At 43.2% G+C, this 21,862-nt stretch carries 20 protein-coding genes and 1 pseudogene; 11 read left to right on the forward strand and 10 right to left on the reverse strand.

Features of this window, described 5'->3' with window-relative positions:
- Positions 1-49: 49 nt before the first annotated feature.
- Both A4V03_RS07500 and A4V03_RS07505 read left to right on the forward strand, forming a co-directional pair.
- Positions 50-373, forward strand: a complete 324-nt coding sequence (locus A4V03_RS07500) for a heavy-metal-associated domain-containing protein (RefSeq protein WP_065538477.1) — start codon at positions 50-52, stop codon at positions 371-373.
- A gap of 100 nt (positions 374-473) precedes the next feature.
- On the forward strand, positions 474-2,684 hold the full coding sequence (locus tag A4V03_RS07505; RefSeq protein WP_065538478.1) for a heavy metal translocating P-type ATPase: 2,211 nt from the start codon (positions 474-476) through the stop codon (positions 2,682-2,684).
- 179 nt (positions 2,685-2,863) lie between these two features.
- Here the strand turns inward: A4V03_RS07505 and A4V03_RS07510 are convergent, their stop codons facing one another.
- The gene (locus A4V03_RS07510; protein ID WP_065538479.1) at positions 2,864-3,703 is read right to left on the reverse strand and encodes a helix-turn-helix domain-containing protein; all 840 of its coding nucleotides are present in this window, start codon (positions 3,701-3,703) and stop codon (positions 2,864-2,866) included.
- A gap of 65 nt (positions 3,704-3,768) precedes the next feature.
- On the opposite strand from A4V03_RS07510, the gene lipB reads away from it, so the two are divergent.
- The gene (gene lipB, locus A4V03_RS07515; protein ID WP_065538480.1) at positions 3,769-4,452 is read left to right on the forward strand and encodes a lipoyl(octanoyl) transferase LipB; all 684 of its coding nucleotides are present in this window, start codon (positions 3,769-3,771) and stop codon (positions 4,450-4,452) included.
- On the opposite strand, the gene A4V03_RS07520 is transcribed toward lipB, so the two are convergent.
- The 7 genes and pseudogenes from A4V03_RS07520 to A4V03_RS07550 all read right to left on the reverse strand — a co-directional run bounded on the left by A4V03_RS07520 (position 4,409) and on the right by A4V03_RS07550 (position 11,876).
- Complete coding sequence (locus tag A4V03_RS07520; protein ID WP_065540339.1) at positions 4,409-5,326, reverse strand: PorV/PorQ family protein; 918 nt, start codon at positions 5,324-5,326, stop codon at positions 4,409-4,411. The two genes, lipB and A4V03_RS07520, sit on opposite strands and share 44 nt — an antisense overlap.
- A gap of 2 nt (positions 5,327-5,328) precedes the next feature.
- Positions 5,329-6,885: an N-acetylmuramoyl-L-alanine amidase-like domain-containing protein gene (locus A4V03_RS07525; RefSeq protein WP_065538481.1), complete on the reverse strand. Its 1,557-nt coding sequence runs from the start codon at positions 6,883-6,885 to the stop codon at positions 5,329-5,331.
- A gap of 6 nt (positions 6,886-6,891) precedes the next feature.
- Positions 6,892-8,880, reverse strand: coding sequence for an OPT family oligopeptide transporter (locus A4V03_RS07530; RefSeq protein WP_065538482.1), 1,989 nt, complete (start codon positions 8,878-8,880; stop codon positions 6,892-6,894).
- A gap of 105 nt (positions 8,881-8,985) precedes the next feature.
- The gene (locus A4V03_RS07535) at positions 8,986-9,381 is read right to left on the reverse strand and encodes a DUF1573 domain-containing protein (protein WP_065538483.1); all 396 of its coding nucleotides are present in this window, start codon (positions 9,379-9,381) and stop codon (positions 8,986-8,988) included.
- Between the two features lie 97 nt (positions 9,382-9,478).
- Positions 9,479-10,102, reverse strand: a complete 624-nt coding sequence (locus A4V03_RS07540; RefSeq protein WP_004300421.1) for a DUF4923 family protein — start codon at positions 10,100-10,102, stop codon at positions 9,479-9,481.
- Positions 10,092-10,697 carry a ribosome biogenesis GTP-binding protein YihA/YsxC gene (gene yihA / locus A4V03_RS07545; RefSeq protein WP_065538484.1) on the reverse strand — a complete coding sequence of 202 codons (606 nt, stop codon included), beginning with the start codon at positions 10,695-10,697 and terminating at the stop codon, positions 10,092-10,094. The genes A4V03_RS07540 and yihA overlap by 11 nt, the downstream gene beginning before the upstream one ends.
- A gap of 11 nt (positions 10,698-10,708) precedes the next feature.
- Positions 10,709-11,876, reverse strand: a pseudogene (locus A4V03_RS07550) (sodium:solute symporter).
- A gap of 91 nt (positions 11,877-11,967) precedes the next feature.
- Between A4V03_RS07550 and recR the strand changes: the two are divergent.
- The 3 genes from recR to A4V03_RS07565 are packed head-to-tail and all read left to right on the forward strand — an operon-like array spanning position 11,968 to position 13,603.
- Positions 11,968-12,585 carry a recombination mediator RecR gene (gene recR, locus A4V03_RS07555; RefSeq protein WP_065538485.1) on the forward strand — a complete coding sequence of 206 codons (618 nt, stop codon included), beginning with the start codon at positions 11,968-11,970 and terminating at the stop codon, positions 12,583-12,585.
- A gap of 26 nt (positions 12,586-12,611) precedes the next feature.
- Positions 12,612-13,070: a hypothetical protein gene (locus A4V03_RS07560; RefSeq protein ID WP_065538486.1), complete on the forward strand. Its 459-nt coding sequence runs from the start codon at positions 12,612-12,614 to the stop codon at positions 13,068-13,070.
- Positions 13,067-13,603: a GNAT family N-acetyltransferase gene (locus A4V03_RS07565; RefSeq protein ID WP_065538487.1), complete on the forward strand. Its 537-nt coding sequence runs from the start codon at positions 13,067-13,069 to the stop codon at positions 13,601-13,603. The genes A4V03_RS07560 and A4V03_RS07565 overlap by 4 nt, the downstream gene beginning before the upstream one ends.
- 4 nt (positions 13,604-13,607) lie before the next feature.
- On the opposite strand, the gene A4V03_RS07570 is transcribed toward A4V03_RS07565, so the two are convergent.
- Positions 13,608-14,198, reverse strand: coding sequence for a YqgE/AlgH family protein (locus A4V03_RS07570; protein WP_065540340.1), 591 nt, complete (start codon positions 14,196-14,198; stop codon positions 13,608-13,610).
- Positions 14,199-14,293: 95 nt separating this feature from the next.
- The gene (locus A4V03_RS07575; RefSeq protein WP_065538488.1) at positions 14,294-15,613 is read right to left on the reverse strand and encodes a pyridoxal phosphate-dependent aminotransferase; all 1,320 of its coding nucleotides are present in this window, start codon (positions 15,611-15,613) and stop codon (positions 14,294-14,296) included.
- Positions 15,614-16,191: 578 nt separating this feature from the next.
- Between A4V03_RS07575 and A4V03_RS07580 the strand changes: the two genes are divergently transcribed.
- From A4V03_RS07580 to A4V03_RS07600, 5 genes are all read left to right on the forward strand, one after another.
- On the forward strand, positions 16,192-17,883 hold the full coding sequence (locus tag A4V03_RS07580; protein ID WP_065537976.1) for a transposase: 1,692 nt from the start codon (positions 16,192-16,194) through the stop codon (positions 17,881-17,883).
- Positions 17,884-18,182: 299 nt separating this feature from the next.
- Entirely contained in the window at positions 18,183-18,782 is a 600-nt protein-coding gene (locus tag A4V03_RS07585; protein ID WP_065538489.1) for a TetR/AcrR family transcriptional regulator, read from the forward strand.
- A 350-nt stretch (positions 18,783-19,132) separates the two neighbouring features.
- A complete protein-coding gene (locus A4V03_RS07590) occupies positions 19,133-20,011 on the forward strand; it encodes a helix-turn-helix transcriptional regulator (RefSeq protein WP_138291934.1) in 879 nt (292 codons plus the stop codon).
- Positions 20,012-20,037: 26 nt separating this feature from the next.
- Positions 20,038-21,162 (forward strand): Imm5 family immunity protein, encoded by a 1,125-nt coding sequence (locus A4V03_RS07595; protein ID WP_065538491.1) that lies wholly within the window; start codon positions 20,038-20,040, stop codon positions 21,160-21,162.
- Between the two features lie 22 nt (positions 21,163-21,184).
- Positions 21,185-21,850, forward strand: coding sequence for a hypothetical protein (locus tag A4V03_RS07600; protein ID WP_065538492.1), 666 nt, complete (start codon positions 21,185-21,187; stop codon positions 21,848-21,850).
- Positions 21,851-21,862 lie beyond the last annotated feature (12 nt).

Genomic DNA, 21,862 nt, shown 5'->3' on the forward strand with positions numbered 1-21,862 from the left:
AAGAAACGATCGTATAATAAAGAATATTAATTTTAAACTGATAAGAAAAATGAGAACAAAAAGATGGATGGTCACTTGCGTGGTGGCTCTTTTGAGTGTAACAGCTGTATTGGCAAAAGATATTCGTGTTGTTGTATTTAAAGTGTCGCAGATGCACTGTGAGAAATGCGAAAAGAAAGTAAGGGACAATATGCGTTTTGAGAAAGGGTTGAAGGATATTTCGACCGAAGTAAAAACAAAAATGGTAACCATTACGTATGACGCTGAAAAAACGAATGTAAAGAAGTTGCAGGCAGGGTTTAATAAGTTCAAATATGAAGCCGAATTTGTGAAAGAAACAAAGAAAGATAATCAGAAGGCTGATAAGAAGTAATTGAACAAATACCTCTATTAGTTTGTTTCTACAAATAAACGATGGTTCTTCCCCAATTTTCGTTTTGGAGAGGGAGGGGAAGGTTGCAAACAATAATTATATGAGTAACACAACAAAAAAGGCATTTCCTGTGCTTAATATGCATTGTGCAGGATGTGCCAATAATGTAGAAAAAACAGTAAAAAAATTGCCAGGAGTCATTGAGGCTTTCGTTAATTTTGCTACCAATACATTGACCGTTTCTTATGAGAAAGAGCAGCTGACTCCCGGAGAGATTCGTGCGGCTGTGCTTGCGGCAGGTTATGATCTGATTGTGGAAGAAGCCCACAAAGAAGAACGTCAGGAAGAGGAACAGCATAAACGTTACACTCGTTTGAAGTGGAAGGTGATTGGAGCGTGGATTTTGGTAGTACCATTGTTGGTATATTCTATGATACTGATGCATGTGCCACATTCTAATGAGATTCAACTGGTACTTGCTATCCCTGTTATGGTCTTTTTCGGAGGTGGTTTCTTCACCGGAGCTTGGAAACAGGCTAAATTAGGACGGAGCAATATGGATACTTTGGTTGCGCTTAGTACCTCCATTGCTTTTCTGTTCAGTCTATTCAACACTTTCTTCCCCGAATTCTGGTATGACCGCGGATTGGAACCACATGTCTATTATGAGGCTTCTGCGGTGATTATCGCTTTCGTTCTCACCGGAAAGTTGATGGAGGAACGTGCCAAAGGAAATACCTCGACAGCCATTCGTAAGTTGATGGGAATGCAGCCAAAGGCGGCTCGCGTTCTGCGCAATGGAGTGGAGGAGGAGATCTTGATTGAGAAACTTCAGGTAAGTGATTTGGTGGTTGTACGTCCAGGAGAGCAAATACCTGTGGACGGTCTGCTTTCCGAAGGCGACTCGTATGTCGATGAGAGTATGATTAGCGGTGAGCCGGTCCCGGTAGAAAAGAAGAAAGGTGATAAAGTATTGGCGGGAACGATCAACCAGCGTGGCTCATTTATCATTCGTGCCGCACAGGTAGGCAGAGAGACAGTGCTTGCCCGCATTATCGCTATGGTGCAGGAAGCGCAGGGCAGCAAAGCTCCCGTGCAACGCATTGTCGATCGTATTACGGGGATTTTTGTACCTGTCGTATTGTTCATTGCCATTCTGACATTTGTATTGTGGGTCACCATTGGTGGCAGTGAATATATCTCTTATGGTATTCTGTCGGCTGTTTCTGTTCTTGTCATTGCTTGCCCGTGTGCTTTGGGGCTTGCTACACTTACTGCGTTGATGGTAGGTATAGGTAAAGCTGCCAGCCAGCATATTCTGATTAAAGATGCAGTGGCTTTGGAACAAATGCGCAAAGTAGACGTCGTTGTTCTGGACAAAACAGGAACTCTGACTGAAGGTCATCCTACAGCTACTGGATGGTTATGGGCGCAGTCGCAGGAACCATATTTCAAAGGTGTACTTTTAGCTGCGGAAATGAAATCGGAGCATCCGCTTGCCGGTGCTATTGTCTCTGCGCTTCAGGACGAAGAAAAAATAAAACCTGCTGCGTTGGATAGCTTTGAAAGCATTACGGGAAAAGGAATCAAAGCCTCGTATGAGGGGCATACTTACTGGGTAGGCAGCCATAAACTCCTGAAAGATTTCAGTGCGACAGTAAGCGATGTGATGGCTGAAATGCTGGTTTGCTATGAATCGGACGGTAACGGCATCATTTACTTTGGACGTGAAAACGAGTTGCTGGCTATCATTGCTGTTTCCGACCCGATAAAGGCTACTTCTGTCGAAGCAGTGAAGGAACTGAAACGTCAAGGGATTGACATCTGTATGCTGACGGGTGACGGGCAACGGACTGCACTAGCCGTTTCTTCTCGTTTAGGAATCGAACGATTTGTTGCCGATGCTCTGCCGGATGATAAGGCAGAATTTGTACGTGAGCTTCAAATGCAGGGAAAGAAGGTTGCGATGGTGGGCGATGGTATCAATGATTCGCAGGCATTGGCATTGGCTGACGTCAGCATTGCCATGGGAAAAGGAACGGATATTGCTATGGACGTGGCTATGGTGACGTTGATGACATCGGACTTATTGTTGCTTCCTAAAGCCTTCCAATTGTCGAAGCAGACGGTCAAACTGATTCATCAGAATCTTTTCTGGGCGTTTATTTATAACCTGATCGGTATTCCTATTGCTGCCGGTATCTTGTTCCCGCTGAATGGTTTGTTATTGAATCCGATGCTGGCAAGTGCTGCAATGGCGTTCTCCAGTGTGAGCGTAGTGCTCAATTCTTTGAGTTTGGGACGAAAATAAGAAGCGAACCATAAAAAGACAGGAACCTGTAAGCAGCAAACACTGAATAGTAAGCTGTAATTTACGAACAGTGAACAACAAATAATAGACGGTGAATACTTTGCGGATAATGTGCAATTTATTCACCGTTCATTGTTTTACAACTCACCATTTATGTTTTCTATCGTCCTTCGTATAAATTATCTGTTTCTAAATTCCAATGGCGTCATTCCTACATATCGTCTGAAATACTTGCCAAAGAAAGAGGCACTGGGAAAGTTTAGAGAATATGCTATCTCTTGGATAGTCATATTGGTCCCTTTCAGTTTGGCTTTAGCATCCATAATAACGATATAAGCAATGGTGTCCAATACACTTTTACCTGTCACTTGTCTTACTGTCGTACTTAAATGCTGAAGAGATATTCCTAGCTCATCTGCGTAGAATTGTGCACGACGTTCGTTTTTATAATTCTCCGTGATAACACGAATCAGTTCCCGGCAGATTTCTTTTTTTCGATTCGAACTACCGTTCTCACCCGGAAATTTATGATATATCAATCGTATGCTTGTCAGGATAGTCTGAAGAGACAATTCAACCAATTCAGCATCCATATCGAAGTTTTCATTGCAACTGGCCCGTGATAATAGGGCAAAATAGTCTTTCAGATAATTGGCTACCTCTTCATTAAGAGGAACCACCGGCTGTTCTATCAGTTTGGGATATGCGTTACCAATACTCTTCATCAGGTTGATTCGTCCGAAGCAATACGCGGAAAAGCCGGCAAAGCAAAGGCATACCTTTTCTGTTCTCTCCCGAAACTGAATGATTGTTCCCGGTAACAGAGTTATCAGGTCATTAGGACGAATCTCGTAATCAAGCAGATTGATGGAGGCTTTCATTGAACCTTCGGTACAGATGGCAACAATACATGCTTGCAACCGGCAAGATTGCTTGTAAATATTGAGAATGTCTTCTGTTACATTCGTCCATGCTAATACTTCGGTAGGCAAGTCTACCTGTGGAAAGTCCATTTTCATAGTTGTGTTTGTTATATTGGGCCAACAAATGTACGCATTTTCTTTTTATTTCTTATCTTTGTTTTATGAAAACATTTTTTATTGATTGGAGTTTGATATCGTACACCGAAGCATGGCAACGGCAAACAGAATGGTTTGATAACATTGTCCGGGCAAAAGCTCAGGGCGAGAGTTATGAAAACCGTATTGTGATGTGCGAACATCCCCATGTTTATACATTAGGACGTAGCGGGAAGGTAAATAATATGTTGTTGAGTGATGAACAACTGAAAGCAATGGATGCCACCCTTTATCATATTGATCGGGGAGGGGACATTACTTATCATGGTCCGGGACAATTGGTATGTTATCCGATAGTAAACTTGGAGGAATTTCAGTTAGGATTGAAAGAGTATGTTCATTTGCTGGAAGAAGCGGTGATTCGGGTATGTGCTTCTTATGGCATTGAGGCCGGACGTCTGGAGAAAGCGACGGGAGTCTGGTTGGAGGGTGATACTCCTCGTGCGCGTAAGATTTGTGCTATCGGAGTGAGAAGCAGCCATTATGTCACCATGCATGGACTGGCTTTGAATGTGAATACTGATTTACGTTATTTCAGTTATATCCACCCTTGCGGATTTATAGATAAAGGCGTCACTTCTCTTCGTCAAGAATTAAAGTATGATGTGCCGATGGACGAAGTGAAGCAACGCCTCGAAGAGGAACTTAGAAAACTATTCCAACTCCCAGTTGCCAGGTGCGGCGCATAAAGCAATCTTTATCAGCCAAAGCGTATGAGAAATCTGCACGTATCGGCCAGAAGTTTATTCCGCAGCCTAGGGTGCCGTAGTTGCCCGCTCCTTTGTTGTTGTCTCCGAAATGGTAACCTGCACGGATAACTCCATATTTCAGGAAATTATATTCGGCTCCTATACCAGCCTGGAGATGACGGATTTCGAAGGGGAGCAGATAGTTGAAATCGAGCGCTACCTGCAAACAGTTTTCTATGCTGAATGGCAGGTCGATTGTACCTCCCAATCCTAATTTGGCGGGTAACTTTTGTCCGTCCAGCTTTTTGCCAATGTTGGCAGCTTGGAAACCAATGCTCCAGGAAGCCATTTCGTCCAATAGAGCCATATTGCGATGGTAAGTTGCGCTGAAGTCCAGACAAACGCTATTCTTGCTGTCTGCGCTTTCCGCAGCTTTGGCTTGCAGGTATCTGAACGTTAATGAAAGAGACAGATTCTTGGCTATATCTCTGAAATAAGCAGCTTCTAAATCCCAGATATGAGGACGGTAATCGAACACTTTGGGATCTTTGAAATGCTGGAAACCTACAGCAAATCCATGTATGCCTTCCCTTCCGATCCGGTAGAAAAGGGAGGCGCTATGTAGCGCATAATCCTGGTTGATTTTAGCGTATGAATAACTCGCCCCCATCACTTCTTGTGAGAAAGCGATGGTAGAAGCATTATGAAAAATAGCTGTACTACCCTTATCGGTAGCAGCTAATCCTGTACCTGCCATACCTGCCGATTGGGCGTCTGGGGTAAGCTCTAGAAAATAGGCGCTTGCCATTTCTTGTGCTCCCAGCAAAGTGGGGAATAAACACGAGGCGAGAAGGAAATGTTTTACTCGTTTCATCATCAGTTATTTTTAGAGTGAGACATCCGGACAATACGTATGCCTGTCCACGATTTGTTGTTGTTTAGCATGTGGTTGAGGGGTTCGTCGCTGACAACTACTTTTCCCAATGTAGAAGAAGCGTGTAGCAGATGCAGTTTTCCCTCTTTATATTCTGCTATTCCCACATGGGCAATGTCCAGTCCGGGCATCTTTGTTGTAATAGCAATAATGTCTCCATTCATGATCCAGGGCAATCCGGCTTCGGGCAGTTCGCTTTTCGGCAACCAATGTACGACTTTTCCGGAGATTGCTTTTTCATATTCGGCCATTTGGCGTACATTTTCCGGTGAATCAGCCAATTTTTTATATTGCTTGGGGTGGGTAGACATATACGAAAGAGATATTTTCTGGGTATGCGCACTGTTTTTGGCAGTAATATCGGTGAGGAATCCGTGGCGGATTCCGTTCTCTATCCATTCGGAAGTATAATGCAAACGGGAAGGATATCCGTTGATGATGCCATCTCGATAACGTATTTTTTGCAGATTGTCGGCAAAGGAAGAACTGAGTGCCTGTGCCAGCGTGTATTCTACGAAAGTGAGGCAATCTACGGCATCAGTCCGGATTACTAATGATTCTTCTCCGTCTTGGTCTAATGTGTTAGCCACGTATTTAGTTCCCAGGTAAGATTTCCCGATTCGCAACATGGGTTCGGGGTTTTCCGGGAATACAACACCGTCGCGCAACCATTTCTCCAATTCCTGTGTCCATTGTTGCTTGTATTTAAAATGGTCCTTAAATCCCCAGCCATGTCCTCCGGTAGGATAAACATGGAGAGTTGCCGGAACCTTATATTTTTGTAAAGCGAGGTAATAGTTCACTCCGTGATAAGGTGCTACGGAAGGGTCGTCGGAGGTAAGAACGATAAATGCTTGTGGAGTATCGGGCGTTACTTGCAATTCGGCAGAAAACTTCTGTATTTGTTCCATTGTTGGACTTTTGCCGAGCAATGCAGTTCTTGTATTTCCCCGGGTGATTTGCATCATTGTAACCACCGGATAAAGTAGTATCTGAAAGTCCGGACGTGTTTCCGAATTGTAGTGAGTGGCGAGTGTAGCAGTTAAATGCCCTCCCGCAGAGGCTCCCATTAATCCTACCTTGTAAGGATTGACATTCCATTCTTTGGCATGTTGGCGTACCATGCGAATGGCTTGTTCGGCATCTGATACGGGGACTTCCCAATGTCCGTTCGGCATCCGGTATTTTAATACCATATAGGTAATACCTTGTTCGCAGAACCAAGGAGCCATATCATTTCCCTCACTATTCATACTCAGTCCACGATATCCGCCTCCGGGACACATGATAATAGCCATTCCATTCGGCTTTTCCGGGTGGTAAACCGTCAGGGTGGGATGCGTGACATTCGTGATAAAATGAGGACGTGTTTCCTGCTCTTCTCCGGTTAGTCCACTGGAGTTGGGAGCACCGTCGGGCCACAAAGGTAGCTCGACGGGCTGCTGCGCAAATGATATGGCAGTTACAAGTGATACTATAATGGATAATAGTCTCCTCATAATTATTTATTTAACTTTCATTGAAGCTTTTATAATGTAGAGAATCAGTAAAGCATACGCTCCTAATGCCAACACTTCTGACCAAGTATTGTTCAACCATGCCTCATTAACCAGATTGATTCCACCAAAGCGCATCGCGGCACTGACTACTCCCATCAATGCACCTCCGGCAATGAAACCGGATGCCAGTAAGGTTCCTTTTTCACCTCTTTCCGTATTCAGAGATGCATCTTTGCTACGTGTTGTAACAAACCAATTCACTGCTCCACCCACTACCAACGGCACATTCAGTTCCAATGGAATAAACATACCCAATGCGAATGCTAATGCAGGAATTTTACAAAGAGTCAGAATTATAGCTAAGACAGCCCCAATGCCATATAACAACCAGGGTGCACCTACACCACTCATCAGTGGCTCGATAACCGCTGCCATCGCATTTGCTTGCGGAGCAGCCAGCGCGCCACTTGTAAATCCGTAGGTCTTATTCAGGATAATCATTACACCGCCTACTGTTGCAGCTGATACGATTGTTCCCAAGAATTTCCATGTTTCCTGTTTGGTAGGCGTACTTCCGAGCCAGTAACCAATCTTCAAGTCGGTGATAAAACCTCCTGCCATCGACAGTGCGGTACATACTACACCACCCATTACCAATGCGGCAACCATGCCCGAAGGACCTTTCAGTCCGACAGCTACCATCACTACGGAAGCCAAAATCAGTGTCATCAATGTCATTCCCGAAACCGGATTAGTACCTACAATCGCAATGGCATTAGCTGCTACCGTGGTGAACAGGAAAGAGATGCCGGCAACCAATAAGATGGCTACCAATGTATGTAACAAATTCCCTTGCATGACATCGAAGTAGAAGAATAATACGATTAAAATCAGTGTGATGATGGAACCGATAGCGATAATCTTCATGGAAAGATCCCGTTGTGTGCGGATAATGTTTTTCTCTACATTTCCTTTACCACCCATCTCTTTGGCTGCCAGTCCGACAGCGCTCTTGATGATGCTCCAGGAACGGATAATGCCGATCACACCTGCCATAGCGATACCGCCGATACCGATGCTCTTGGCATAATATTTGAATATTTCTTCCGGACTCATCATCCCTACAGTAGAGGTGATTTCCGGGTTCCATGCATTCAGTACACTGTCTCCCCAAATAGCAGACATTCCCGGAATGATAATCCACCACACAGCCAGTGAACCGGCACAAATGATGGAAGCATATTTCAGTCCGACGATATATCCCAAACCAAGCACAGCGGCACCAGTGTTTACCTTGAATACCAACTTCGCCTTTTCTGCCAGCATTTCTCCGGCACTGCAAACACGGGTGGTAAAATTCTCGTTCCACCATCCGAATGTCGCTACGATGAAGTCATATAGCCCACCAATCATACCTGCCATCAATAACGGTTTAGCCTGGCTGCCGCCTTTTTCGCCGGAGATTAACACTTGTGTAGTGGCTGTTGCTTCCGGAAAAGGATATTTTCCATGCATGTCACTGACGAAGTATTTACGGAAAGGGATCAGGAATAGAATACCCAATACGCCACCCAATAAAGAGCTGATGAATACCTGCATGAAAGTAACCGTCATCTCGGGATATTTAGCTTGGAGAATATAAAGAGCGGGGAGGGTGAAGATCGCTCCGGCAACGATTACTCCGGAACAAGCTCCGATAGACTGGATAATCACGTTTTCTCCCAACGCATTTTTTCTTTTGGCAGCTCCGGAAACTCCTACGGCAATGATCGCAATTGGAATAGCTGCTTCAAATACCTGTCCGACCTTCAATCCTAGATAGGCTGCGGCGGCCGAAAAAAGGATTGCCATGGCAATACCCCATGCTACTGACCAGATATTAACTTCCGGATAATTTTTTGAGGGACCCATCAACGGGTTGTACACTTCCCCAGGTTTCAACTCTCTGAACGCATTCTCGGGTAACCCGGTGAATTTGTCTTCTTCTTGTTTCATAATTTCTATAATTTGCTAATGTGTTAATTTACATTTCCGTCCTCAAAGTAAACAAAAAAAAAGGAGAACCGAAAGATTCTCCTTTATGTAATAGTCTATTTTTTCCTACTTTGCATCTTTTGCTGTCATATCGCCTTCGATATACAATCTTACCATCTCTGTTTTGGCGTTGGTGCGCAAGGTGATTGATTTTTTGAAATGTCCCGGATATTTGCCTGTTCCGTTATAAGTCACCTTGATTGTTCCCTTTTTGCCCGGCATGATGGGCTCCTTTGTATATTCGGGTACTGTACATCCGCAAGAGGCTACAGCCTGATGGATCACCAAAGGGGCATCGCCGATATTAGTAAAGGTAAATGTGCAACTGACAACCGGGCTGTTTTCAGAAAACTTACCGAAATCGTGAGTTGTTTTGTCAAGCTTGATATCTGCATTTGTTTGTGCAAATGCAAAACTTACGCCCATTACTAACAGGGTCATTAAAAAAAGTATCTTTTTCATTTTTCCTTCTCTTTTTGATTACAAATGACAAAGATAATGCTTTTCCCCTAAAATATACTTTATAGAGTGCGAAATAGTATTAAACGATTCTCTTTTGCTATTTTGAGAGTTGGAATCCGAGCATCATTCCATCGTAATTTTCGGCCAGTGAACTAACTGTTTTCAGTGCGGTACTGCTACTTTTGCTACCGATGAAAGCCATCAGTTTCAACAGTTTGTCCGAGTTGAACAGTAACTCCAGCGAGCTGGAACTGCAATTTACTTTAGCGTGCAGGTTCAGAAGTTTCAAATACTTCAAATCAACTTGTTTGGTTGAAGCATTGTAGGAGTAAGTGCCTTTCAATGTTTTCTTGCCCACTGTGCTGGTGAAAGTACTGTCGGCATTGAAAGTGAAACTCATTTGGCCATCTTTAATACCTATTTTGCTTAATTGTTCGTTCAGCTTATTTTCAGCCATAGTAGCTGCGGCAGCTCCACCTGCTTTCATTAGTAAGTTATCCGATTCGAACTCTACTGCCGAACCTTTGTAGCTCCATGTTCCGGTCATGTCGATAGATTCGGTGGTTCCGGTGATGGCATTTACTACTTTTGAAATGTTGTCCTTATTAAATAAGTCGGACCATGATTGCGCCTGGCTGTTAGTTGCCATTAGCATAAATACTGCCATAAAGGCGATAGATAAAAAATTCTTTTTCATTTTCATTCTTCTTTCATTTAACATTGAGATCCTTATTTATGTTTTCTATGTAGTTGAGTATATCAATACGTCCTGTGCGGTCTTCCGAGGAAGAGACGAAATGAGGAGGGAGCTCCTCCCATTGTTTGCTCAACTCACGTAAATAGGCATTGATATTCATTTTTAAACGTCCACCTTTTAGCTTATCGGCTTTGGTAAAGATGATAGAGAAGGGGATACCGTTCTCGCCTAGCCATTCCATAAACTCGAGGTCTATTTTTTGAGGTTCCAGTCGGCTATCTATCAGGACAAAGAGGTTGGTCATTTGCTCCCGTTCCAAGATATAATCTTCGATTATGGTGCGTATCTGGTCTTTTCCTTTTTGTCCGCGTCGGGCATAGCCATATCCCGGAAGGTCGACGAGATACCAATTCTTGTTGATAAAGAAGTGGTTGATTAACATCGTTTTTCCCGGAGTAGAAGAGGTCATGGCCAGACCTTTACGACCGGTCAACATATTGATAAGACTTGATTTTCCCACATTCGAACGTCCTATAAAGGCATATTCCGGGAAAATACCGGCCGGGCATTTCTTCACGTCCGTATTGCTAATCACAAATTCAGCACTTGTTATTTCCATTTTCTTGTCATTTATTTCTTTGTAACGTTGTTTTTCCCTTTTCTAGACATACCAATTAACCCCGCAAAGGTAAGCGTTCCATTTAACATTAGCAATTCATAGCCGAATTTATATCCGGTTTCTTTTCCGATCCATCAGTCGGCAAAATAGCAGAGTAGGGGTGAAAGGATGGCTATGAGAGGAACCCATCGGTCGTTCGTTTGCCTACGTGTAAAAAGTCCGAAAGCAAACATTCCGAGCAGGGGGCCGTATGTGTAGGAGGCGATGATATATATGGCGTCAATAACGCTCTTATTATTAAGTATTTCTACCAAGCAGATGAAGAATGTCAATAAGACTGATAACGATAAATGCACTTTGTCTCTTTTGCGACGTGCCGTTTCTTCTGTGTCTTTTTCCGTATTCAACAGGTCTACGCATACGCTGGTTGTCATAGCTGTTAGAGCAGAGTCCGAGTTGCTGAAAGCTGCTGCGATAATGCCGATTGTAAAAAGCACCAATACAGATTGTCCCAGATAACCTTGGGCTGCAAACATGGGCAGTATATCATCATTCATGGCTGGCAGTTCGAGTTGCATCTGCCCTGCTAGCGCTATCAATAGAATTCCCAAGCATAGAAAAAGGAAATTTAGCGGAATGAATGAGAAACCGTAGCAATACATGTTTTTTTGAGCTTCCCGGAGGTTCCGGCAAGAAAGATTCTTTTGCATCATATCCTGATCCAACCCGGTCATTACGATGACGATGAAGATACCACTGAAAAATTGCTTGAAGAAGTTCTGTCGAGATACCCAGTCGTCAAATACAAAAATACGGCTGTGTTCACTGTTTTGGATTGTTTGTACAATGTCGCTGAAGTTAAGGTCTAATTTTTGGATCGTAAAATAGATGATAAAAATCAGAGTGGCAATCAGGCAAGATGTTTGTAAGGTATCTGTCCACACGATGGTCTTTATTCCGCTTTTATGAGTATATATCCATTCCGCGCACCATTCCCGGTACAGAGACGAAAGTGACTCCGGAGATGGAGGCGCCAATCATTCCAAAAGAGACTATGTACCAAGGTGATTGGTTCTCTCCCTTGAAGAACGCTGCATTCGATCCTCCCTTACGTCCGGTGATACGGGCTATTAGTAATAATACCGCGAAGTAGCAAAGAATAGTGACAAGTATCATCATAACAGATGCAAAGGTAGCAATTTTTGTAGGTATTAAAAACAATAATCTGTATCTTTGCAAGGTTTTATCGATAGAATAGCAAATATTATCTATGAACCAACAATATCCTTCTATACTGCTTGAAAAGGCAGTCGGCGAATTTTCCAAACTTCCGGGTATCGGGCGTAAGACGGCTATGAGGCTTGTTCTGCATCTGCTCCGTCAGGATACGGCTACGGTGGAAGCTTTCGGAAATTCTATCATAACGTTGAAACGTGAAGTGAAATACTGCAAAGTGTGTCATAATATATCCGATACTGAAACTTGCCAGATTTGTGCTAATCCGCAACGGGATGCTTCCACTGTCTGTGTGGTGGAAAATATTCGTGATGTAATGGCGGTGGAAGCAACCCAGCAGTATCGCGGGCTTTATCATGTGTTAGGAGGGGTTATTTCTCCAATGGACGGAGTCGGACCGAGTGACCTTCAAATTGAAAGCCTGGTGCAGCGGGTGGCTGAAGGTGGAATCAAAGAAGTTATTTTGGCGTTGAGCACCACGATGGAGGGCGATACTACCAACTTCTATATCTATCGCAAGCTGGATAAATTAGGAGTCAAACTAAGTGTGATAGCCCGTGGCATATCGGTTGGTGATGAGCTTGAATATACCGATGAAGTGACTTTAGGACGCAGCATTGTGAACCGGACACCTTTTACCGGAACTGTATAATTATTATTAATCATTTAAGAACGAACATGGAAGAACAGATAAAACGAGCTGTCAGAAATTTGAATATCAGTTATGTTTTCTTTTGGGTGTTCCCGGCATTTTTGCTTGGGGCAGGAGAGTTTGAACTCTTTCCCGTAGGAGGTTTGGTAGATAACGCACCGGCTATCTATTATTTTGAGACGGTCGGCATTTTGCTCACAGCTTTGTGTGTGCCTCTTTCTCTCAAATTATTTAGCATGGTGCTTAAGAAAAAGATAGACCACATGACTATTACGCTTGCCTTGAAGCGATATGTGCAATGGAGCATTGTGCGCTTGGGAGTGCTTGAAGTAGCTATTGTGGTGAACCTTTTGTGCTACTACCTGACGTTGAGCAGTACGGGTAACCTCTGTATGCTGATTGGCCTCACGGCGTCACTTTTCTGCCTGCCCAGCGAGAAGAGATTGCGTAACGAACTTCACATTGCAAAAGAAGAAAAGCTATGAGACAGTCTTTCTTGATGAACGATCGTATCTATCTTCGTGCGGTAGAACCGGAAGATATGGATATAATGTATGAGATGGAAAATGATCCTTCGATGTGGGACATCAGTAACTTTACGGTTCCATACTCCCGTTATGTGTTGCGCCAATATATTGAAGGTTCGCAGTGTGATGTATTTGCGGATAAGCAATTACGTCTGATGATGGTACGCAAATCCGACCAGTGTATCCTTGGTACGATTGATATTACGGATTTCGTTCCCCTTCATTCGCGGGGAGAAGTAGGAATTGCCGTGCATAAGGATTATCGTCAGCAAGGTTATGCCACCGACGCACTGAAGCTGCTTTGTGAATATGCTTTTGATTTTCTGTCTTTAAGTCAGCTTTATGCACATGTCACGACAGATAACGACGTTTGTGTAAAGCTGTTCACGTCTTGTGGCTTCGTTCAATGTGGATTATTGAAAAACTGGCTGCAAGTGGAGGGCTGCTACAAAGATGCATTGCTCCTCCAATATTTGAATCCTAAGAAATAAAATATTAGTTGAGAGTAGGCACTTGCGGGAAGCGTGACCACGTTTCGTACTTGCTGCCTAGTTTCTCTAAAGCAGTTCGCCACATATCCTTGATATTGTTTTTCATCAGATATGATTTTTCTTCTTCAGACACCAACCATGTGTTTTCTCTGATTTCGTTATTCAACTGTTCGCTGTCCCATCCGGAATATCCCAGGAAGAAACGGATACATTCGTTGATTTTATTTCCTTGTAATATATATTTCTTTATTTCATCAAAATCTCCATTCAGATAAAGCCCTTTGCTGATAGAGATAGAGCCGGGGATGTCCGATAGTGTATGGAGGTAAAATAAAGTATCAGTGGCAATCGGTCCACCTTTGTATAGAGGAATCTCGTCCAAATATTTAAATTCCATGATGATTTCGTTCAGGAATAATGGCAGTTGTTTGTTGATAACCAATCCCATACTTCCTTCGTCCGTATGATCGACCAGTAAAATTACGGACCTGCCAAACGTAGCGTCACACAGGAAAGGTTCAGATATTAAAATCTTTCCTCTTGATGGTAATACATTATTCGATTGAATCTTAAATATGTCAGAGTCGATATTCATGCCACTAAAGTAAGAAAAAAAACGGAATAACAATCGTTCTTTCCGTTTTTTTTTCATTTTAAGGATGGCTTTTACGAATATCTTATGTCAAATAATCAGGCTATCGGATGATTTTCAGCAAATAGTTTCATTCTTTCGTCCAGTTGCGCATACTGATGGTCTTTAATAAAAGAGGTACACGCGCGTAATCCTTCTTGATGGCTTCCTGTTGTAACCAATGAGATCGCGCTTACTCCGTAGTACATCAGTTCTTTGGCCAGTTCGCCGCTGGTCATTCCCGGATATCCGATGGTAAAATAGAATCCGTCCGCAATCGGGTCGCCCAAGTCGTTGTCATATACTAGGTGGAAACCGTGACGGAGGAAGATTTCTTTCAATTTTTGTGCTCTCTCACCATAGATCTTCACCTCGTTGAGGAAGTTATATTGTCCTTCGTTAGCAGCTTTCAGCATGGCAGCCATGGCGAATTGTGCGGAATGACTCGTTCCTGATGAAAGTGCATAAAGTACGCGATGGATGAAAACAGTTCCAAAGGTACCGCCACCATATCGTTTGGTCAGTCCCGGATAGCTTCGGTGGTATAGTTTATCTGAGATACAGCTTACGCCAATACGCTGTCCGGCGTAGCTGAATGCTTTCGAACCGGAAATCAGCAATACGTAATTATCTGTATAATGGGCTACTGATGGCTGGAAAGGAGGTTGGTATGGTTTGCTCAAATCCTGCCGGAAGTCCATGGCGAAATAAGCCAAGTCTTCCAGAACAATCACATCATACTGCGTTGCCAATTCACCGATAATCTGCAATTCTTCCTCTTTCAGGCAAATCCAGCTGGGGTTATTGGGATTCGAATAAATGATAGCTGATATATTTCCTTTTTTCAGATAGCTTTCCAGTTTCTCTTTCAGTTTGTCTCCGCGGTAGTCATATACATCAAATGTTTCGAACTTTTGTCCCATTACTACCAGCTGCTGTTTCTGTACCGGAAATCCGGGATCGATGAATAAAATCGTATCTTTCTTTTCGTCGCATTGGCTGCAAGTGAGGAATGAAGCGAATGTTCCTTGCATAGAGCCGGTGACAGGTACACAGCCCTCCGGATTTAAATCGACGTTGATAAATGCTTTGATAAAGTTGGACGCTTCTTTTTTCAGTTCCGGCAATCCGTTGATATCGGGGTATAGGCTGGCAATGCCATTTTGCAACGCTTCAATCTCTGCCGCCACACCTACTGCGGAAGGAGGAAGTCCCGGAACGCCCATTTCCATTTTGATAAATTCAACTCCCGATGCAGCTTCTGCTTTCGAAGCAATGGCTTTCACTTCTCGAATGGTGGCTTTTGAAAAATCGACAATTTGAAACTCGTTGTTTATAGTTTCGTCAATCAGATGTCGTTCGATTGGTGTATTTTTCATTCTGTTTTCTATTTTATTAGTAGCTGCAAATGTACACGATAATTCTAAATAAACCCACTTTTTCAGAGAAAAACTGCGGGAAAAGTTTAATTAACTAATTGTCAAGACGTAAAGAGTAGAAAGTTAGGTAACAGGTAACGAATTAGTAACGGTGCGGGGTTCTTTGCGTTTCTTCGCTCTGCGCTGATAACTTGGTACAAATATACGAATTTGGACTGAAAACAGGAAATAAATGCGGTGTTTTTTTATTGGGGGGAGTTTTGAGGGGGAACGGATGGACTGGAAATGAAAGGGGTGCAAAAAGAGGATTGCACAGTGCATTTTCATGAGATTGTAAATCGTTGATATTCAGGGTGTATTTTACAGGTGCAGGGTGCAGCTATATATATAGATATAGCTGCACCCTGCACCTGCCCTATGACTTATCTTAAAGGGGGAGACTGTCCGAGAACTCCTCTTTAAACAGAGGTTTGTCGTTGTCCCTCCGCAATAGCCCCTGTTTGTAGCATGGTTTAACATTAGATATTCATGCTTCTCATTCATTTTTCTTATCTTTACCTAAGCTAAGAAACAGAGTTATGGCATATAAGAAAGGTGAAGAACGACAACAGAAAGTACTTTTCCCCGATTGCATAGACGACTATGTTGAGGAGGATGCTCCGGTTCGTTTGTTTGATGCATTCGTTGATAGTTTGGATATGGGCAAGTTAGAGTTTATACGGAACATTCCCAAAGCCACGGGAAGTCCCGGGTACGACCCTCGTGACCTGTTAAAACTGTATATTTATGGTTACTTTTACCAAGTGCGTTCATCGCGCAAGTTGGCCCGTGAGTGCAAATGCAACGTGGAGGTGATGTGGCTACTGGGCAAATTATATCCTGATTTTCGCACCATTTCCGATTTTCGCAAGGATAATAAGGATAGCATAACTAAAGTATTCAAGGAGTTCAATAAGTTCTGCATGGGGTTGAAGCTCTTCTCCAAGTCATACATATCTATTGACGGAAGCAAGTTCAAGGCTGTAAATGCCAAGGATAACAATTTTACGCTCAACAAACTTGACGACCGTATCAAACGTTTGGATGAACATATCACTTTATACATGGAAGAGCTTGACTCATGCGATCGGGAAGAAGGTCGCAAACTTTCCAGAGAAGAACTTGAGCACAAACTGAATGTCTGTAAAGAACGCAAAGCCCGTTACGAAGCATACCGCACTACATTAGAGGAGTCTAATGAAAAACAGATATCGCTTACTGACCCGGATGCAAGACTGATGAAAGCGAATGAAGGTTTCTGCGTAGGCTATAACATGCAGACGGCTGTTGACGCGGACAGCCACATGATTGCCGGCTTCCGGGTCACTAACAGTCCTACTGACCATGGCCAAATAACAAACGTAGCTACAGATGTGAAAAAAGACTATGGGATTGACATCCTTGAGACTACAGCAGACAAGGGCTATGAATGCCCCGAAGACCATACCGACGCACTTGCATCGGGCATTGTACCCAATGTCATCCGGCGTGACGGTGGCTGCACCGAGCAGGTTGAGTTTGAGTACATTGGAAACACCATAACCGATGAACAGAAAGTTAGTACCAACCCCGAGGACTTGAAGGCATGTCTTCAAGCCGGAGTAATTCCCGATGTCTACAACGGAATCTTAACTGATATGGAAATTGTTGAGGTAAAAAAGCGTACATTGCCGACATCCGATTCAGCAGTGCTGGACATGACTTCCGAACAAATGCGTGCCAAAGCTCTTGAAGGCTTCTTCGTTAGGGATGCCGAACGTAACCTTGTCTATTGTCCGCAAGGTGAGATTCTTAGACAGAAATCCATTAAACGAAACGGCAATATACGTTACTGCAACAAGTTGGCCTGCAAGAAATGCAAATGCAAGTGTACCATATCCAAGTTCAAGGAAGCGGACTTTAGTAAGGATGATCTAATAAAGGTTGCTGATACCCGAAGGAAACAAGATGCAGCAAATGACGGCAATGCGAATCTGAAACCAACAAGAATAACCGTTATGAAAAAGGTGGTACGCTATGTGCTACATCTTGACCAAAAGAAAATGGATAATCGCAAATGTTTGTCGGAACATCCGTTCGGGACAATTAAAAGAACGCTCGGATACTACTATTTTTTACTAAAAGGTTTTGCAAAAGTAGGTGCAGAGATGGGATTGCTCTGTCTATCCTATAACCTACGTCGTGCTATAAGTCTCAAAGGTGTACCCGCACTGCTTGCCGCACTCCGATAAAAGACTTGCCGAGGTGCACATCCTTACGAATATAGGTAATAACCACATTTTAAAGTGCATTTTAAGCTTCTAAAACCGATTATCATGAGAGAATTTATTCTTTCAATTGAAAAACAAATTCCACCAGATAGTCTCTACGACCTCAAATCCGCTGCAAGAATGCCATCCTACAGCGAAAATCAGAGTTCTCGGACGGTCTGGGGGGGGGGGGATGTGAGGTTTTACGGGTGGAGATATGGCTGTTCGGAAGAAATGTATTATCTTCGTGGAAACCAAAGATAAATATATGCTGCGCTGATATGAAAACGAATAAGGCTGAAATATATAAAAATGCGTTCCGGCTGTTCTTACAGGACAATTACGAGAAGGTGACGGTGGTAAAACTGGAGAAAGCTATCGGATTGTCGTGCCGGGGTATCTATCATCATACGAAGGATAAACTGGGACTGTTCAAGGCGGTTGTAGATACCTATATCTTTGAACCGCACAAGGTGGAAAACAAGTTTGTGTATGCGGAAGATATTTCATTGCGGGACTTCCTGCAAACCTATATCGAAGGTGTGGAAAGAACAATGGATTATCTAAGCAATGAACTGGGGGTGGATAGAAAGGAATGTGCCAAATGCTATTTTCAGTTCTTGTTCCAAGCGTACAAGTATTATCCGAACTTTGTGAAAAAAATGGATGCTATCTTTGAGAAAGACCAACAAATGTGGCGAAAGATAATTGATAAGGCAATCGCTTCGGGGGAAATCAGAAATGATATTGCCACGGAAGAGGTCGTCGATATGTTCCGAATGGCACATCTGGGAATGTCATACGTGCTGGCTTTTACCACGGGACTTGATACTGAACGACTGAAACGGCAATTTGACGCTGTATATAAACTGCTGAAATGATTCTTTTGAACGGAAATTGAATATCATTCAATCTTTTATGTGATATGTGAAGCACCTTTCGGGGTGCTTTTTTTATGTCTGCATGGAAATAAAACACATCAATCACTGTGTTTTCTAAAAGTTTGCATTATATTTGGGGAAAATGGACTGCACCCGGTGTAATTAAACAAGTTTGTTCTTATTCCCGGTTGCGACATTTTAGGTAACAGACGAGAAAGAAAGCCGTTATATATTCCTGTTGTGAGCGACTATCGAAAAAGAATGGATAGGAAGCGAAAAAAGATATGTGAGGTAACGGGGTATTTTTGCCGCCATTGAAATATAAAATATATGAATTGCATGATACGGATATGGAAACAACATCAACACTAAGCAAAGAACTGCTGCGGGCGGTGGCGGCAGAACCGGAGATTGCGGAGAAGGTGCAAGCTCTGGTGGAAACAATGGAAGGAATGATACGAAGCAAGCAAGATGCTGGGGAATTTGCCGGGCTGGAACAGCTTGCCGAGGACGGACGGGTAATGCGGTTCGTGGCAGATACGCTGAACAAGCTACCGGAAGCGGTGACGTACAGCGACAAGGGTTTCGAGGTGTATGTGATGCTGGTTGCCTTGTCACGGGAAGATGCGGCACTGCGGTATGTGTTCCGGTTATCGAGTTGGTATATCAACTACGGGTGCAACAGGGAACTGCTGTACTTGTGCCGGATATTGCACATCTATCCTGAACGGGGGTATCTGAACGGGGTGTATAACCGACTGGCGCAGTATGTGCAGCAAATGAAACGGAAGCGTCCGCACTGCACCAAGAGCGAGGAATTACCGAAAGGTGCAACGGAACTGGAAATACCTATTGCCCGTGCAAAGATAAAGGAAATGACGGGTGAAGAGTTGTTGCAGGCAGAGGTGTATCTGGGAATGGTGAAGAATAAAAGGCTCGTGGAGAAGGTTACGAAGCACTACATGAAGGCAAAGAATACGGGACATCTGGCTGACCTTTGCGGGTACAGCCTAAGCACTTTCCGGCGGCTGTTCCGTGAAGAGTTCCGTACTACTCCCCACGAATGGCTGAAAGGACTGCGGAAAGACAAGGTGAAGAACCTGCTCACACAAACAGACTTGCCGCTGCTGGAAGTGGCAGAGGTATGCGGGTTTGTGTCGCAATCGTACCTGACGGAGTTCTGCCAGATGAATTTCGGGGCAAGTCCGGGTGAGATACGGAAAAATTGATAATGAAAGATTAATGATAAGTTACAATGAATATAAAAACACTTCTTTCCCATTTTATGAAAAGCAAAAAAGTTGAAATAAGCGAGCTAAGGGCGGTTATAGAGCAAAGCGGTAACGGTCATTTGCCTTTGTCCTGCCGTGTGGAACTGTTACAGTCCATCGGTAACGTAGAGATAGTGAACAAAGTGTTTGCGGAGTGCTGCAAAAAGGTATATCCTCTTTGGGGAAATGAGATTGAAGATACCTTGTTGCGGAAACTGCTGTGTTCGGCGGACGAATGCCTTTACCACGGAAAAGGAAAAGCGGATGCCTTAGTCGAAGAAGCGAATAGACTACGTAACTATGTAGAGGGGCAATCCTGTACGGAAAGTATGGCAGGATGGGCGGTAATCTCACTTTGCTATTCGATAGCGGATCATGCTGACGCTATGCTGGAAATTGATGAATACGAGGGGGAAGATGATGGTGCGTTTGAGTATGAGGTATGGAATACGGACTTTTTTGCTTCGATGGCTTTTGCCGGGGGAAATCCTTTTGTGGATGAAGGGGATGCGGGAAAAAGGCGGGAGTTCTGGAACTGGTATCTTGATACAGTAGAAACACTGTGCCGCAAATCAGATGTGCCGCTGATCCGAATAGATGCCCCTAAGAAAAAAGAGGTGGAACAAAACACTATTCCACAACGGACACAGACTTATCAGACACCTGCGATATTATCTAAAATTCAAGAAGTCATAGATAGCGCATTAATGTTATATGATAAGGATTACAATGATAAATGGGATAAAATTATAATATCTACTCGTTGTATGGCTGTGGGGCTAAGAGCAAAAAATGCTGTAATTAAAGAAGGGCAAGAACATAGAATGAAAATATCTTTGCAGGTGTTTGATATAATGAACGATATTAAAAAAGAAATGTACAATCAAGCAAAAGAGGAAGGTGCATGGTTCTATTGTATCATTGAGCTAAATCCTGACTTGACGTATTCTATCCGATTTATCTATGACGATAAAAGCCAGATTCCACAAGACCACTTAGTAGATTCAGATGATTTTGTTGCTGAATTTAAGAAGTACCCACGTGCCAAAGAATATACTCCGATGTGGTGGCAAGAGATATTGGGAAAGAAAGCGAAGTATTTAGAGTAACTATATCTGTAAAATCAAGCGTATGGCAAAGAAAGTAAAATGTACGACGGGCGATGTGTTTGCTATTCCGGTGTCCGAAACGGAGTTTATATTCGGAAGGGTGCTGTTTGATGTAACGAAACAGTATATTAAGATTGTGCCGGAAGAAGAAAGAGTATTTAATTATCTGGGATTCTTCAATAAGAGTGTGCTGATTGAAATGTTCTTGGGTGTGTACACTTCGGTGAAAGGTGTGGACTTTGAGAAAAAAGCTGTTACCGGGACGTTCGTGTTTAACGATTTTCTTAGTGAATACAAGGGAATGATAGTCGGTAAAAGAGAGGTTAATCCAATTGAAGTGAGTTTCCCGGAAACATTGGGAAGCCGGAATATGGATTATTACCTGACATTGGGAGAACTGGCGTTCCCCATAGATATAACAGAACAGATTTATTATGATGAAATAAAAGTGATGCCATCTACCGGATATGGTTACTATGAGGTTGTTGTTGCCACATTAGATTTTTCCGGGCGGGACGATTTAATTAAAGAGGATGCCAAAATGGATAATTATTTTAGAGATTCTGATTTGCGCTCTTTGCCAGATGTGCGTAAACGTATATGGAAACTTGCCGGAGAGGATATGAATAAGAGTTATTACGAATTGGCTAAAGGGAAAGGGGTTGACTTGGCACGATTGTATGTGTAAATTACGGTAAAA

This window comes from Bacteroides caecimuris, assembly GCF_001688725.2.
Lineage (GTDB): Bacteria > Bacteroidota > Bacteroidia > Bacteroidales > Bacteroidaceae > Bacteroides > Bacteroides caecimuris.